This is a genomic window from Microvirga tunisiensis (assembly GCF_009296175.1).
In the GTDB taxonomy this organism is placed as follows: domain Bacteria; phylum Pseudomonadota; class Alphaproteobacteria; order Rhizobiales; family Beijerinckiaceae; genus Microvirga; species Microvirga tunisiensis.
Genome location: NZ_VOSK01000163.1, coordinates 1 through 14884 on the forward strand (window position 1 = coordinate 1; position 14884 = coordinate 14884).

General features: G+C 59.0%; 15 protein-coding genes and 2 pseudogenes. 15 read left to right on the plus strand and 2 right to left on the minus strand.

Annotated features, from left to right (window positions below):
• A partial coding sequence (locus FS320_RS26880) for a helix-turn-helix domain-containing protein (RefSeq protein WP_338105505.1) occupies positions 1-451 on the plus strand: 451 nt, incomplete at its 5' end.
• Between the two features lie 11 nt (positions 452-462).
• Here FS320_RS26880 and FS320_RS26885 read toward each other — a convergent pair.
• Positions 463-954 (minus strand): reverse transcriptase/maturase family protein, encoded by a 492-nt coding sequence (locus FS320_RS26885; RefSeq protein WP_202882900.1) that lies wholly within the window; start codon positions 952-954, stop codon positions 463-465.
• A 712-nt stretch (positions 955-1666) separates the two neighbouring features.
• On the opposite strand from FS320_RS26885, the gene FS320_RS26890 reads away from it, so the two are divergent.
• The 14 genes and pseudogenes from FS320_RS26890 to FS320_RS26950 form a co-directional block, all read left to right on the plus strand.
• Positions 1667-2533, plus strand: a complete 867-nt coding sequence (locus FS320_RS26890) for a transporter substrate-binding domain-containing protein (RefSeq protein ID WP_244627408.1) — start codon at positions 1667-1669, stop codon at positions 2531-2533.
• 60 nt (positions 2534-2593) lie between these two features.
• On the plus strand, positions 2594-3340 hold the full coding sequence (locus tag FS320_RS26895) for an amino acid ABC transporter permease (RefSeq protein ID WP_152715122.1): 747 nt from the start codon (positions 2594-2596) through the stop codon (positions 3338-3340).
• Entirely contained in the window at positions 3337-4173 is an 837-nt protein-coding gene (locus FS320_RS26900; protein ID WP_152715124.1) for an amino acid ABC transporter permease, read from the plus strand. Before FS320_RS26895 ends, FS320_RS26900 begins: the two co-directional genes overlap by 4 nt.
• Positions 4157-4942: an amino acid ABC transporter ATP-binding protein gene (locus FS320_RS26905; protein WP_152715126.1), complete on the plus strand. Its 786-nt coding sequence runs from the start codon at positions 4157-4159 to the stop codon at positions 4940-4942. Before FS320_RS26900 ends, FS320_RS26905 begins: the two co-directional genes overlap by 17 nt.
• Before the next feature lie 111 nt (positions 4943-5053).
• Complete coding sequence (locus FS320_RS26910; protein ID WP_152715128.1) at positions 5054-7099, plus strand: NADH:flavin oxidoreductase; 2046 nt, start codon at positions 5054-5056, stop codon at positions 7097-7099.
• Positions 7100-7128: 29 nt separating this feature from the next.
• Positions 7129-7863 carry an HAD-IA family hydrolase gene (locus FS320_RS26915; protein ID WP_152715130.1) on the plus strand — a complete coding sequence of 245 codons (735 nt, stop codon included), beginning with the start codon at positions 7129-7131 and terminating at the stop codon, positions 7861-7863.
• Between the two features lie 17 nt (positions 7864-7880).
• Positions 7881-8585 carry an NAD(P)/FAD-dependent oxidoreductase gene (locus FS320_RS26920; protein WP_152715132.1) on the plus strand — a complete coding sequence of 235 codons (705 nt, stop codon included), beginning with the start codon at positions 7881-7883 and terminating at the stop codon, positions 8583-8585.
• A 413-nt stretch (positions 8586-8998) separates the two neighbouring features.
• A complete protein-coding gene (locus FS320_RS26925; protein ID WP_152715134.1) occupies positions 8999-11359 on the plus strand; it encodes a PASTA domain-containing protein in 2361 nt (786 codons plus the stop codon).
• 261 nt (positions 11360-11620) lie between these two features.
• Positions 11621-12043, plus strand: a complete 423-nt coding sequence (locus FS320_RS26930) for a helix-turn-helix domain-containing protein (protein WP_152715136.1) — start codon at positions 11621-11623, stop codon at positions 12041-12043.
• Positions 12007-12582, plus strand: coding sequence for an IS630 family transposase (locus tag FS320_RS26935; protein WP_342211961.1), 576 nt, complete (start codon positions 12007-12009; stop codon positions 12580-12582). The genes FS320_RS26930 and FS320_RS26935 overlap by 37 nt, the downstream gene beginning before the upstream one ends.
• Positions 12583-12860: 278 nt before the next feature.
• Positions 12861-13028, plus strand: coding sequence for a hypothetical protein (locus FS320_RS45295; RefSeq protein WP_153885332.1), 168 nt, complete (start codon positions 12861-12863; stop codon positions 13026-13028).
• Between the two features lie 433 nt (positions 13029-13461).
• Positions 13462-13761, plus strand: a complete 300-nt coding sequence (locus FS320_RS26940; protein ID WP_152715140.1) for a hypothetical protein — start codon at positions 13462-13464, stop codon at positions 13759-13761.
• Between the two features lie 17 nt (positions 13762-13778).
• Entirely contained in the window at positions 13779-14012 is a 234-nt protein-coding gene (locus FS320_RS26945) for a hypothetical protein (protein ID WP_152715142.1), read from the plus strand.
• Between the two features lie 268 nt (positions 14013-14280).
• Positions 14281-14667, plus strand: a pseudogene (locus tag FS320_RS26950) (acyl-CoA desaturase); the annotation flags it as partial.
• 75 nt (positions 14668-14742) lie between these two features.
• Here the strand turns inward: FS320_RS26950 and FS320_RS26955 are convergent.
• Positions 14743-14884: pseudogene (locus FS320_RS26955) on the minus strand (ATP-binding protein); the annotation flags it as partial.

Here is a 14884-nt window from a genome sequence, read left to right on the forward strand (position 1 = left end):
GGGTCGAAGGACCGCGCGTGGTCACCGCTTCGAGGCTAATCGTGTCGGCAATCTGCGGCGGCATTGGGACATCCCGTGCTTCGAATCGAAGCCGGCTTCCGAAGGCGAGGTCATGACGATCAAGAAGGCCGCCGAAGTGCTCGCCGTCGCTCCTTCGACCCTGCATCGATGGCTCAATGCCGGCATGATTCCCGGAGAGCAGCTGACACCGGGCGCGCCCTGGCGGATCCGCGTGACCGATGACCTCATCGCCCGTTTTAGCGGGAAGGTCGACGACGGCTTCGTGACCATGCGGGAGGCCATGGGCAGACTCGGCGTCTCGCGCCAAACCGTGTTGCAGCGTGTCAAGTGTGGCGAGATCGAAGCAGTGCACGTCACCAAAGGGAGACAAAAAGGTCTACGCGTCAAAGTGATAGACCATCAGCGGGGGCTCTTCGAGCAGACCTCATGAACCAGGGGGCATTATGAAGCGGGATCCAAGTAGTCCGCGAGGTCAGCGTCCACGACGTCCGGATGGCCTCGAAACAGCAGCTCTTCCACCTCGATCACCGCCTGCTGGGCATTACGCCCGGACCGGTAGGCGTAGAGTTCCGGTGGAAGGTCGGCCTCGAAGATCGGGTCCAGCACCAGCATCGCTGCTGTCATGCAGACCCGGTCCCGCACGGTCGAGATGCCCAGCGGCCTGAGTTTGCCGTTGGCCTTCGGGATAAACACGCGTCTGATCGGGTCCGGTCGGTAAGTCTCCTGCCTGAGCGCAAGCGCCAGTTCGCCTAACCACCGCTCGACCCCATAGGCCTCGATGTCCGCAAAGTCCTGACCGTCGCCCCCCGGTGCGCCCTTGTTGGAGCGGCACTGGGCATAGGCATGCGCCAGGATGTCCTCGCGGCTGATCTTGTCGTACAGGGCGTAAAAGCGATAGCCGGCTTCTGCCTTCGCTTTCGCGTGCAACGCCATCTGCAGTTTCTGAACACTCTTTGGAGTTGATAGGTTGCCCAATCTCCAGGTCCCTCACCACGTCTTGCGTCTGTCTTGAACTGAGGTCCCTTTCCTCGACCAGCGTTGACTGGCTTCAGCGGTACTACGGACCTCTCCGCCACCCCAGGGCGCCCGGCCTGTCCCTCGCGGGCGTCCGGTTGGTCATCCCTGACCACGTCCTGGGGCTTCCCGTGTTGCGTGCGCTTTCCTTGTGTCCATGCTGCCGCCACGACCCCGGTGCAGCGGCTGGGCGTACTCTTTGCTCAATCCACCCAGCCGTATCAGCCTTCCCCGAAAGGGTTGTCGGGTGGGACTTGCACCCACTGGAAAACGCCGCCTTGTCACGGCGCGCACCGTGAACAGACCTTCCCCTTCGGGCTCTTCCCAGCATTCAACCGGAGGGGCCGCCCTTTGTCAGGCACAAATGGCATCCTCTCGATAGCGCATGATTCAGTATGCAGAATTTGCATATCAGTCGGCAAAGTTTCTATTTTGAGCCTCTTTGAGGCGCTGTAATCTGGTGCAGGCAAAATTGTCTTAGTGTTCCAAAGTAGAAAGAGCCGCGATACTAATTGGATGTCTCGATACCGTGAGCCGGTAAAAGAGTGGCAGCGGCTTCGGGATTACTAGGCTCGCTAAGCACAAACAAACTCCAAATTATAACAATATGGGAACAGACAGAGAGGAAGAGATGATGGGATACTATTCCAACGCAGCTGGCAAATGGTCCGTCGTTGCACTGGCCGTCGGTGCCTGTGCGATCCTTACGGCTCTTCCCGCTGGCGCTGCTGAAAATCGCGTAAGTGAAATTCTTGGCAGAGGCGTCGTACGCGTCGGCGTGCAGGGGGCATTCAAACCTTGGTCCTATCCGGCTCCGGATGGCACGATGCAGGGCATCGAGGTCGATTTGGCCAAGGATGTCGCAGACAAATTAGGCGTGAAGATCGAGACCGTCATCATCAATTCCGCGAACCGTATTCAATTCCTGCAGCAGGGCAAGATCGATCTGATCATCGGTGGCATGTATGACACCGCCGAACGCCGGAAGGCCGTCGGCATCATCGAACCGGCCTATTGGACGTCTGGCCCGACGCTGATGGCGAAGAAGGGCATTGTCAAGGAGTGGAAGGACATTGAAGGCAAACCGGTCTGCGCCAAGCAGGGCGTCGCCTATAACAAGAAGGTCGAACAGGACTACAAGGTCCGGATCGTTGCTTTCGCCGGCAACTCGGAGGGCAAGGAAGCCCTTCGCACGAGCAAGTGCGTCGCGTGGCTGTACGATGACGTAAGCATCATGGCGGATCTGGAGACGCCCGAATGGGCTGATTACGAGATGCCCGTTTCCGTACTTTACAACAATCCCTGGGCGAGTGCTGTTCCGATTGAGGAACTCGACAAGCCATGGGGCGTGTTCATGACGGGAATGGCTTATCGTTGGCAGGCGAGCGGCAAGCTCGTCGAGCTTGAGGGCAAGTACAAGCTGAAGCCTTCGAATTGGTTCGCTCAGCAGCACGAGAAGCACCAGTGGGATGCTTCTTACCTCGAGGGTCCGAAGTAACCGGGCATCTATTCCATGCGTGACCGGATGGCTCTTTAAGCAATGGAAAGCGGGGACGGAATGTTCGAGCTCATCGCTCCCTTCTTCAACGACTTGTACGAAAAGACGGGTCTGAACTTCAACATCTTTTACGACCGCTATGAATTTGATCGCTTTCTTTCTGGTGCGGTCATTTCACTGCAATTGATGTTTGGAGCAATCCTCCTGTCGCTCGTCATTGGTGTTCTCGGCGCCTGGGCGCAGGGATCGGGGTCGCGAGTTCTGCGCGGTACCATCAACGCCTACATCCAGGCGTTCCGGAACACGCCACCCATGATCCAACTCTTGTTCTTCTACTTCGGATTGGGAGCGTTCACACCGCAGGTCGACATGGGCGGCTACACCGAACCCCTGGTCTCCGCTTTCGCTTGGGCAATCATCGCCCTTGGTGTTTTCGGCGGCGCATACAACGTCGAGATCTTCAGGTCCGGTCTGGAGGCCGTTCCTCGCACGACGCTGGAGGCGGCGGACAGCCTCTGCCTGTCGAAGTGGCAGATCTACCGCCATGTGACCCTGCCGCTCGCCTTCAGGATCTGTTTGCCGTCACTGGCGAGCAATCTCATCAGCTTGGCGAAGACCACTTCGCTTGCCTACGTGATCTCCGTTCCCGAAATGACCTATGTCCTGAACCAGGTCTGGTCCGACAGCATCAACGTTCCCGAGATGATGCTGATCCTGTTCGCGTTCTACGTAGCGGTCGTCTCCCTGCTCGGTGCGGGATTGAGCTTCGTAGAAAAGAAGCTCGCATTACCAGGATTTGGACGATGACACAGGCGCGAACCGATACTGGCCACGCCACTCCGGTGCAATACTCCGTCTCTGGGATTTGTTGGTACCACGGCGTCATTCTCGTCGTCGCGTTCGTAACTGTTTTCGCGGCCGTTTACCTGAACAACCGCGGAGCCGCCGACACGAACCTGTCTGAACTTGACACCTTAATCCTCTGGCTGCCGTTCATCCTGAAAGGATTTGGTCTCAACTTGCTGATGAGCTTTCTCGCGATGGGCATTGCGACCGTGCTGGGCGTCGCACTGGGCATCGCGCAGGTCAGCCAGATCTCCGTTCCGCGTGCTATTGCAAAGTTTGTCACGCATCTCTTCCGGAACGCACCGTGGCTCGTAATCCTGTTTACGGTCATGTACCTCCTCCCGGTTGAAGTGAGCCTATCTGGCGAGAAGGTCATTATTCCGGATTGGATCAAGGCAACCTTCGCCTTCTCTCTGCCTGTCATGGGGAACATCAGCGAGATCGTTCGCGGCGCCATCAACTCGATTCCGACCGGCCAATGGGAATCGGCGGAAGGACTGGCCTTCAACAGGCGGCAGACGATGGTCCACATCATCCTGCCGCAATGCATCAAGCGGTCCATTCCGCCATGGATGAACTGGTACGCGCTACTCACGCTGGCCACGCCCATGGCCTCGATCCTGGGAGTTCATGAGGCTGTCGGCAACGCTCAGGCGGCTATGGAGGCCGGTGGGGGACGGCCCGATTTTCTGCTCCCCTTCTACCTTTTCCTGCTGTGCCTGTTCTTCGCGTACATCTACCCCATCGCTCTTTGGACAAGAAAGCTCGAGCAGAAATATGCTGTCTCTCACTAAAACTATAGAAGGCGATGTCCCTCGAAATTGGACATCCCATACGCCGATCGTCTCGCTGCGCGATGTCCGGAAATTTTACGGCGCCGTTGAAGTGCTGAAGGGCATCAGCCTGGATGTGCGAAAGGGGGAGGTGATCTGCATCATCGGACCATCCGGCTCCGGCAAATCGACTCTCGTCCGATGCATCAATGGCCTGAACAGCATTCAATCAGGCTCTATCACGGTTGAAGGAATTGAGGTTAACAGCCCCAAGCTCGATGTCGTCGCGCTGCGGCGCAAGGTCGGCATCGTCTTCCAGCAGTACAACCTGTTCCCCCACAAGACAGCCCTTGAGAATGTCATGCTGGCTCCGCTTCTCGTACTCAATGAGCCAAAACAGCAGGTCGAGGAGCGGGCCCGCGCGCTCATCGCCAAAGTGAAGCTTGAGGGCAAGGAAAATGCTTATCCCGGCGAGTTATCGGGCGGGCAGCAGCAGCGCGTTGCAATCGCCCGCAGCCTCGCCATGTGTCCGGACGTGATGCTTTTCGACGAAGTGACGGCTGCTCTCGACCCTGAGACGGTCAAAGAGGTTCTCGTCACTATTAAGCAACTGGCCGCCGAAGGCATGACCTGCATTCTCGTGACACACGAGATGGGATTTGCCCGTGAGATCGCCGACCACGTCTATTTTACCGATGGAGGAGTCATTGTCGAACATGGCCCGCCATCGGAGCTCTTCAACAATGCGAAGGACCCGAGGACTAGGCGCTTCCTAAGCCAAGTCTTGTAGCAAGACCCGGGCTCACGCCCGAAACAGCGACCGCAGCAGCAACAGGACCACGAGCGGCCAGACAGCGATTTGGCCGAGCGAACCCCTATTGTCAAAAGAGACAGACGAACCATGGGCACAATCACTCATCAGCAGATCACGAAAGATCCGCTTCTTCAGCCCCTTACGATCCGCAAGCTCACTTTGCGCAATCGGATCATGAGCACCAGCCATGCCGCCGGGCTCGAAGAGGGCGGTATGCCTGGGGAAGCTTACCAGCTCTATCACACCGAAAAGGCGAAGGGCGGGCTCGCGCTGTCCATGTTCGGCGGTTCCTCCAATGTCGACAGGGACTCGCCCAACATCTTCCGGCAGCTCAATGTAGGTGACGATCGCATCATTTCGTACTTCCAGCAATTCAGCGAGCGCATGCACGCGCAAGGGGCGGCGCTCATGTGCCAGATCACGCATCTGGGACGGCGAGGCGACCCCTATGCAGGAGACCGTCTTCCGACGATTGCACCCTCCGTCATCCGGGAAACCCTCCACCGAAGCATTCCGAAGGAGATGGATGAGCACGATATCGACCGTGTCGTCCGTGCCTATGCAGAGGCTGCCAGACGGTGCAAGGAAGGGGGATTGGACGGCTTGGAAACCCTCGCCGCGGGTCACCTGATCGGACAGTTCCTGTCGCCGTTGACAAATCGCCGAACGGACCACTTCGGCGGTAGCCTTGAGAACCGTGTCCGGTTCCCGCTGATGGTTCATGAGGCAATTCGTAAGGCGGTCGGCGACGATTTCGTGATTGGAATGCGCTTTACCATTGATGAGCGGACCCCCGGAGGCCTCTCATTCGATGATTGTGTCGAGATCGCGCTGATCCTGAGAAATGCCGGTGCCGTCGATTTCATCAACGCGGTCTATGGCTCGATGGATACGATGCGCGGTCTTTCCGAGCAGAACATGCCTGGCATGGGCTCGCCGATTGCTCCCTGGGTCGAACCCATTGGGCAATTCAAGCGGGAAGTGGACCTACCTGTCTTCCACGCTGCGCGCATTGCCGATGTCGCCTCCGCTCGCTACGCCATCGCCGAAGGCAAGCTTGATATGGCTGCCATGACGCGGGCCCAAATCGCCGATCCCTATATCGTCGAGAAGATCCGAACCGGGCGCGAAAACGAGATCCGCCCTTGCGTCGGCGCCACGCACTGTCAGTCCCCGCAACGCCCCTCGTGCCTTCACAATCCGGCGACTGGCCGCGAGGCGCAGCTCCACCACAAGTTCGAAAAAACGGAGGGGCCGCAGCGGCGCATTGCCGTGATCGGCGGTGGTCCCGCCGGCTTGGAGGCCGCGCGGATCTGTGCGGAACGTGGGCACAATGTTTCACTCTACGAGGCTGCACCACAACTCGGCGGACAGATTCTGGTCGGTGCGGCCGGGTCCTGGCGCCGCGACCTTATGGGCATAGTCGACTGGCGCGTCTCCGAACTCGAACGCCTGAATGTTCGGGTACATACCAACTCCTATATGGAGGATTCTGATGTGCAGGCCCTCAATCCCGATGTCGTTATCGTCGCGACCGGAGGTCTTCCTAACGTCGACCTCACCTCGGGCGGGGATCACTGCATGAATACCTGGGACGTCCTCACGGGCCACGCCTCGGCCTCCGGCAGCGTGCTCGTCTTCGACGGAACGGGACGCCACCCGGCTCCCCTCGCGGCCGAGAAGCTCGCATCGCAGGGTCTGAATGTCACCTATTGTTCGATTGACGGTCAGATCGCCGAGGAATTGACCTATGTCGAGCGCTTCCGCTGGAAAAAGCGGTTCCTGGAACTTGGTATTAATCCCGTCTTTGACACCAAACTTGTTAGTGTGAACCGTGTGAACAACCGCCTGCAGGCGAGAATTGTGAACGAGGTATCCCAGCAGGAAAGCCTCATCGACGTCGATCATGTCGTCGTCGAGCAGGGTACCGTGCCGATGGAAGACGTCTATGCGGGGCTGCGTTCGCAATCGGCCAATGATGGCGTGACCGACATCAACGCCCTTCTGTCGATGCACCCACAACCGAAGCTGAAGGACGAGGGCTTCGAACTTCATCGTATCGGCGACGCCGTATCCAGTCGGAACATCCACTCGGCCATGCTCGATGCACACCGCATCTGCAGCGTACTTTGAAATTCATCTTGGTATGATGGAGTGACACGATGAAAATTACTGATTTCAAACTGCTGACCTTTGACGTGGTCGGAACCCTGATTGATTTCGAGACCGGCGTTCTGATGGCGACACGGGGTCTCGGTGGAGAAAAGGCAAAACACCTGTTCGACGATGATATCTACGGGCCATACCTGCGCGGCCGCGACATTTACTACGGACGGTCATCCTACGCCATGGGTGATGTCTATCTGCATATGGCGAAGGAACTGGGCCTCGATTCCAGCGAGCGTGTCGCCCACTCCTTCCAGCTGGCCATGCTGCGGCATCCGGCCTTCGAGGATTCCGTCGAAGCTCTCCGGCGCTTGCGGAAGAATTTCCGCCTCGTTGCCATGACGAATGCCGACAGGACAGCCTTTTCGGCCTACTCAGAGACATTAGGAAATCCGTTCCACGACAGCGTGACCTGCGATGAGACCGGCTGCGCGAAGCCGGACCCGAACTTCTTCGCCTTCAACAAAGGACGTCAGTCGGCCTTTGGATACAAGCAGTCGGAGATCCTGCACGTCGCCCAGAGTCAGTATCACGACATTGGCATTGCCAAGAAGCTCGGTTACACAACCTGCTGGATCGAGCGGCGCCAGGGGCAGGCGGGCTTCGGCGGAACGCCCGTTCCGGCAAAGGTGGAGACTCCTGATTTCCACTTCGCTACGCTCGCACAGCTTGCCGATGCGATCGATGGCGAACTGGGTGCTACGTTGAAGGGGCAGGCCGGCCGCCTCTGATACCGGGAGCCTCCACTATGATGTCTCATCAATCAGCACCCTTCGGACCGTCTCTCTGGCAAGCAACGTCTTCGGCGAGGCCCCGATTCAGCCGTCTCCGGAGTGCAGATCGGTTCGATGTTGCGATCATCGGCGGAGGCTATACCGGCCTGTCCTCGGCCCGGTATCTTGGCCGCAAGGGATTGTCTCCCGTCGTTCTGGAAGCTAATCACGTCGGCTGGGGCGCCAGCGGGCGCAACGGCGGCGTCGTCGGGGGGAAGTTCAGAGTATCGTTCAAGGAAATCGGCAACCGCTACGGGCTGGAAACGGCGAGCCGGATGCACCAGCTCGGGCTAGAAGCCGTCGAGCATATCGGAACTCTAGTCGATGAGTACAATATCACGGAAGCGCAATATCGACCGAGCGGATCATTGCGCTGTGCTCACAATGTGGCATCGTTCGAGGCTCTCAAACAGGAATGTGAATGGATCGGCTCGGCCCTTGGTGACAACGGGTGCTGCATCCTGTCGGCGGAAGAGCTTCGCGAAGAGACGGGATCGAGCGACTTCCTGGGAGGCATGCTCAACACGCACGGCGGTGTCATCCACCCGCTCAATTTCGTGCTCGGATGGGCTGGCGCGCTGCTGCAGGAGGGGATCACCATCTGCGAGCAGACAACTGTTCTGAGAGCCTGTCCGAGTGAAAGTTCCCAAGGCGAAATCGGAGTGATTCATAGGCCGTAAGCTGATTCGGAGCTGGCGGATGCGCCGGCATGGATTGCGGGGCGACCAATGTCGCAGACGTGCCAACACCGGACTTGCATCGACGGACGAGCGGATCTCTAGCCCACCCACGTCAGTTAAGTTGTTGGAATCCGCCCCGCTTCAAATCCCGTGTTGGACGAGGTCGCTTGCGCCTGAAATGCGCTTGGCGACCGCGATCATTCCGCATGAGGTATCTGGCTCGCCTGCTCACCAAGTCTTCACCCGAACTTCTCGCCGACACACGACCAAACGGATAGCCCAGGGGCCAAGAAGGGCGTAGAATCACAACGAACGACGGTTGCGGTTCCAATAACTGAGAGATGGCTGCTTAGGTCACCCACCGTCGTGCGGTAACGACCGCGATGTAAGAGCCCTAAATTTTGGAGGGCGTCGTGAACTCTACGAACGGTATTGCCAAGATTTTCGTGGCCGCACTGATGATCTTCGTTCTCTGCGGCGCGTCTAGAGGTTTGGCGCAACAGGAAACAAGCCGGGAATTCAGAGCGCTTGCCCTCGATCCCCAATCCGAAGTCCGCTTTTCTGACCCGTGGACCCCGGCCGCGGTGATCTACCGGAATGCCAAGGAACTCGTGGTCTTGGACGGTACTAAGCCACCGGTCGAAGGAAAGGGCCTCGAGCAGCTGACGCAATTCCCCGTCGCACGGGCCCTCATCACTGTTGAGCCACGTACTAGCTACGCGGATGCGCTGGCACGCCTTGAAGCCATCGCTGCTTCGCGGGGCGACCCTGCGGAGTTCATCGAGGTCGGGGGATGGCCGGCGGTTGAAGTGAAATTTAGTGAGCGCTTGCCACGGCGCGGATCAAGAGAAACCTCGTTTCCTGATATAAGCGTGCAACGTTTGATTACGGCGATTGCAGCTTACGATAGAGTGGTAATGTTCGATGTCACAATTTTACCCAGTGCTCCACAAACACTGCTGCAATCAGCGCAGCAGTTGACGCGCAGCGTGCGTTTTGCCAAGCAAGGAAACCCTAGCGAGGTCCAAGAGACGCTCCAGAGGCTGCGGGCAACCGAGAGCCGACGGCATTCGTCGCGTCAAGACACTGTCCCAAGAGAGGGTTCCACGGCTCAGTTCAAGGCTACCAACCCATCGGTGGGGGTGCCCGTTGCCGCCCAAGTTGGGCTAGGCGAAATCGAGATAGCCGCGAGTGCGAATGCCAACAATGTAGTCATCGCCACAAATCAGGGGCTATCGTTCTCAACCAACCGAGCATCAACGTTTGCAGCGGGCGCACCCGGCGTCTTTAATGTCAACGATCCCTCGCTGACCCGCGCCGCAAGCGGGGCCTTTTATCTCGCCGTCATCGCTACCCCGATTGGAACAGTCCCACAACTCAATGTGACGGGTTGTACCAATGCGGTGAGCCGCTCAGTCAACAATGGTGCCAACTTCCAATTGCAGGGCTACAGCGCACAATGCCCACTCACCGGTGCCGGCGTATGTTTCCCAGACCAGGAGCACATCGCGGCCGACGCCATAAACACGGCTGCGGGAGGTAATGATCAACTATACGCCACATGGCGCAACTTCACGCCCGTCGCGTCAATCGCGGATTGTCGTGCTATTAGTAGCGGCAACGTTACCCCTTCTATTTCGTGCTCTCAAAACAATGGCGCTACGTGGACGGCCGTAGCTGCGATCATCGGAGCTGGCGACTTCCCGCGCGTGGCAGTCGGACCGGCGGGTGACGTCTATGTCGTCACCCTCAGTGGCAACTCCGTCCTGCTCAACCGTTTCACATCGTGCGCCAATGGGTTAACTGCGGTAGCAGGTTTTCCTGTCACGGTAGCTACACTCAGCGGTGGCGTCACATGCCCGGTTCCCGGGCTTGACCGCTGCAATGACGGCAACACGCTGAGCAGCCCTACCGTGGCCCCCAATCCTGATACCGCTAAGCCTAACCATCTCTTCGTGTCCTTCGCCGAAAACGACGGCGTGAGCGGTGAGCGAATCGTGGTGATAGAATCAATCGATGGTGGTCGTACCTTCCCGATCCGCAGGGTTGTAAGTGATATCTTATCGGCGCGACGCTTTATGCCCTGGTCGTGCTCAACGCGCGCGGGGGCATGGACTGGCTGGTATGACCGTAGCGCCGCGACGGCAGCGGGAGCCAGCAACGACCTTACAGACTACTTTGTCGCCTCGCCGAACGATATGGTTTTAAATCTCTCCAAAAATGCTGATCCTCAGTGTGCCTCGGGCTGGCCCTGTGCACCGCGAAGCATGGGCGATTCGGAGATGTGCAGCGTCCAGCCGCAGATTGCGGGAACCTGCCGAGCGGCGGGCGGCGGTGGAAGCGGAAACCGTTGTGATTTTAGTCCCGGGGGATGCCCGGCAGGGGAAATGTGTCAAACCGGTGCTGGCTGTCCAAAGTACGGTGACTACAATGGGATCGCTTGTGCAGCCGACTTCGTTTTCGCCGCTTGGGCGTCGGCGACTGCTCCTCTCGGAGTGACGGCACCCGGTGCAGGCATCAACATCTATGTGGCCATACCAACCATTGTAGTGCCCGACGTTGTTGGGCGAGATAGGGGCAGCGCGGAAAGCATTCTCGCCGGGGCCGGCCTTTGCTTTAAGGCAAGCTTTCCCTCCGGTGCAAGCGGGCAAGGCTTGGCGGCAACCGAAAGCCCTCCGGCAGGCAGCTGGCTAGTTCCGGGCTCCCCCGTGACCATCTTTTTTCCAAGCCCGATAGGCAGTGGTATTCCCGACAGTCCTGTGACCTGCCCTTAATCGAGTTCGCCCAGTCCAGTCATAATGTAGCGGTCGTATCCGGCACGGATCGTTTCGACCGCTGCACTCTTTGCAGCAACCTTTGCCGCTCCACCTGGATCACACGCAGGAGCTGCCCCTGCGGCTGACGATTTGTTGTTGCTTCAGGCGGTGGTCTCTACCTGTCGTGACACAGCCTCTATGCTAAAGCGCTTTTGATCTAGGCTTGAATCCGTTGGGGTGGTCTGTGCGTTGACAGGGATATGGTCCGGGAGGCAAGCCATGCCCCAGCCCTATTCTCCTGATCTGCGTGAGCGTGTTCTGGTCGCCTGCGCGCGCGGCGACCTTCCTCAGGTCGAGATCGCCCGCCGCTTCCAGGTCTGTCCCGCCACCGTGTCGAACTGGCGCCGCCAGGAGCGCGAGGAGGGCCGGCGTGCTCCCAAGCCGCACAGCGGCGGCGGACCCTCGCGCCTGGATGCGGCAGCTCTGGCGGTGCTGCGTCAGCTCGTGGCTGAGGACAATGACGCGCTGCTGCGCGAGTACCGCGAGCGCCTGGCCGAGAGAACGGGCGTGACGGTGTGTCTGGCGGTGATCTGCGAGGCGCTCAAGCGCCTCAAGCTGCGTCCGAAAAAAAGACCCTTCGGGCGGCCGAGCAGGAGCGGCCCGAGATTGCCGCCGAGCGTGAGGCTTATCGCCAGCAGATGAGCGACATGCCCGCGGAACGCCTGGTGTTCCTGGATGAGAGCGGGGTGACCACCAAGATGGCCCGTACCCATGCGCGAGCCCCGCGCGGGCAGCGGGCGTACGGGTCGATCCCGCTCGGCTCGTGGCAGCGGCTGACGGTTTTGGGCGCACTCGCGTGTGATGGCTTGGTGGCTACGATGAGCATCGAGGCGTCCACCTCCACGCCGGTGCTGCTGGCCTATCTCGAACAGGTGCTGGTGCCCAAGCTCCAGCAGGTGAAGCCGGATGCGATCTTGGTCATGGACAACTTGCGCCCGCATCACGCCACGGAAGTACGGGACCTGCTCGCCCAGGCCGGAATTGGACTGCTGTACCTGCCGCGATATTCGCCTGAGTTCAACCCAATCGAGCCCGCCTGGGCCAAGGTGAAGGAGCGGCTTAAGGCAAAAGCGCCCCGCACTCTTGAAGCCCTGGAAGCGGAACTCAAACCCGCCCCCGACACCATCACCGCAAAAGATGCCCGAGGCTGGATCAGGCACGCCGGCTATGCTCTACACTGAAACCAAAAGCGCTTTAACGACGCGGTCGCCCGCCAAAGAGGACACGAGCAATGGCAGTGCGCGCTATCATCACCCAAGATGATCCCTTCCAGGTGTCAATGAACAATTGGCCTGGGCAGCCAGGCGCTTATTATAACTTCCCTATCAGGGCGCCTCCACCCGGAAAGACGCTCGTACTCACGAGTGCCTCAGTTCAGGTGAGAGTACCTCCCGGACAAGATGTCATGGCTACGCTCTGGGGCAACGGTCCGCCCGGCCTAGGGGTTGGAGACCAGTACTTGGTGTTAACCCGACAGGGAACGTTCTACGGCCAGGACATCTTCACCGCCAACCACGCGATACTGCTGTGGGTTGGTGGCGGGGGGGCAGGCTTCGGCATCGAACGCTCCAGCACGACGGGTTTGATGACCGCCTCCGTGTCGGTCGTGGGATTTTTCGAGGGTTAGTACAAACCCAAGTGACGAAGTTTTGAGCCCTGGCTTGGCCTCGGTCTCCCGGACGACACGCGGGATCGCGAGGCACTATCATCACTGGCTCTTGCCTGAAGTCAGAACTTCGGTGTGTAGGTATTAGCCAAAAGATTTCGATTCAGAAATCAAGAGGTCGAGATATACGCGCCCGCGCGGATTGGAAGCTATAATCTACAGCGCTCGAAGACCGGTGGTTTCGGGTTGGGAACCGCCCCAACCATTGACTGGTCGATTAGCCGCCCTCCGACCATCCTGAGTGCAACTCGCGCTGTAGCCTCCTGTCCCTCCCGTGAGCACCTTGCGGTACCGGACCATATATCGCCGGAGCGCATCAGGCTTTGGTCCATGCGACAGATGCCTCTCCCGGCGGTAATCTCCCCGGCCGAAACAGACAGGCGGCCCGGACTGCTTGGACGTCCCCGATGGGTTCGAGGATGTTGGCGAAGGCGGTGGCATCGAGATTGACGTCGATAAGAACGAGCTCCCAAAGTCATTCTTCAGCTCGGTCCCGGTCGATCCCGGTCAGAGCATGCGCCACATTCGTCTCCTGTTTGAGAAGCTCGTGCTTCCTCTCCAGGAGAAGGGCGACGTGGAGGTCGTCATCGATGTCCGCGCCAAGTCCAATGGCGGCTATGATCCTGAGGTGGTCAGCAAGATCCAGGAGGCGGTGAAGAGCCTCAAGATCGAGACCGCCCACTTTGAGGACTAGGCGCCATGAGCGATTGCATGGTGGGCACCCTTGTTGATGGGAAATACAACCATCCGAGCGGCAGCTGTTTCGAGCGGTGCTGCTACTGTGTCGAGGATAACGGTAACGGGACCGGAACCGTCGTTCTCGAATGGTACGAGATTTCAGATGGCCAGGACTACATGACATCAGAAGCGTTCATGACGACGACATTAGAAGCGGCGCGTGCAGTAGTACATATCTGTCAATCAGCTCTGAAGATTTGGCCGTAGCACAGGCCACACCGTCCAGGCAGTCAGGAGAGCCGCACGGCAGAGGCTTTTCCGCCCGTGAGCTGCCCTGACGTCGTGATGCGCCATGCGAGGACAGCCTGCGCAAGCTGCCCTTCCTGAAATCAGTGCTATCGGCTCCTTCTCAGCAGGTCCGCTAAGTCGCACCAAACCTGTCTTCTCGTTCGGGTAGTTTATAGCTAAACGGTTGTCCATATGAGCGTGCGGGACAGCGCATGCCCAGCAATCGCAACCATACTCCGGACATAGAATGAGTTCTCCGACACCTTCCAACGCGCCGCACCATGATCATGTTGACCATGATGATATCATCTACCCGCAGGTGATCCCTTTTCTCCTCGTCCACGCAGCGTGCTTCGCCGCCATCTGGACCGGCATCACGTGGGAAGCAGTGGCGCTCGGCGTTGCGCTCTACTGGCTGCGGATGTTTGGGATCACGGCCGGCTACCACCGTTACTTCTCGCACCGCTCCTATGCCACCAGCCGCGTTTTCCAGTTCATTCTCGCCTGTCTTGCCCAGAGCTCCGCACAAAAAAGCGTGCTGTGGTGGGCCGCCAAGCACCGGCACCATCACCTGTTCTCCGATACCGAGCATGACGTGCATTCACCCCGGCACACGGGCTTCCTCTTCGCCCATTGTCAAGCGACACCGAGATTTACGAGATAAGGCGACATCCAGTTTTACGACGGCTCAAGCGTGAGCCCGCTGGAGAGCCTCCTCCAGATCCCGCAGGCGATAGCTGCGCCCCTTGATGTTGAGAACATGCGCTCGGTGCAGCAGGCGGTCGAGGATGGCCGTGGCCAGCACCTCGTCGCCGGCCAGCAGCTCGGTCCACTCCCGGATGCTCTTGTTC

Excerpts from the sequence above, each read along its gene's own strand:
- FS320_RS26895 (WP_152715122.1), top strand. The coding sequence starts at position 2,594 with ATGTTCGAGCTCATCGCTCCCTTCTTCAACGACTTGTACGAAAAGACG.
- FS320_RS26930 (WP_152715136.1), top strand. The coding sequence starts at position 11,621 with ATGCCCCAGCCCTATTCTCCTGATCTGCGTGAGCGTGTTCTGGTCGCC.
- FS320_RS26890 (WP_244627408.1), top strand. The coding sequence starts at position 1,667 with ATGATGGGATACTATTCCAACGCAGCTGGCAAATGGTCCGTCGTTGCA.
- FS320_RS26920 (WP_152715132.1), top strand. The coding sequence starts at position 7,881 with ATGATGTCTCATCAATCAGCACCCTTCGGACCGTCTCTCTGGCAAGCA.
- FS320_RS26915 (WP_152715130.1), top strand. The coding sequence starts at position 7,129 with ATGAAAATTACTGATTTCAAACTGCTGACCTTTGACGTGGTCGGAACC.
- FS320_RS26910 (WP_152715128.1), top strand. The coding sequence starts at position 5,054 with ATGGGCACAATCACTCATCAGCAGATCACGAAAGATCCGCTTCTTCAG.
- FS320_RS26905 (WP_152715126.1), top strand. The coding sequence starts at position 4,157 with ATGCTGTCTCTCACTAAAACTATAGAAGGCGATGTCCCTCGAAATTGG.
- FS320_RS26945 (WP_152715142.1), top strand. The coding sequence starts at position 13,779 with ATGGTGGGCACCCTTGTTGATGGGAAATACAACCATCCGAGCGGCAGC.
- FS320_RS26885 (WP_202882900.1), bottom strand. The coding sequence starts at position 954 with ATGGCGTTGCACGCGAAAGCGAAGGCAGAAGCCGGCTATCGCTTTTAC.
- FS320_RS26900 (WP_152715124.1), top strand. The coding sequence starts at position 3,337 with ATGACACAGGCGCGAACCGATACTGGCCACGCCACTCCGGTGCAATAC.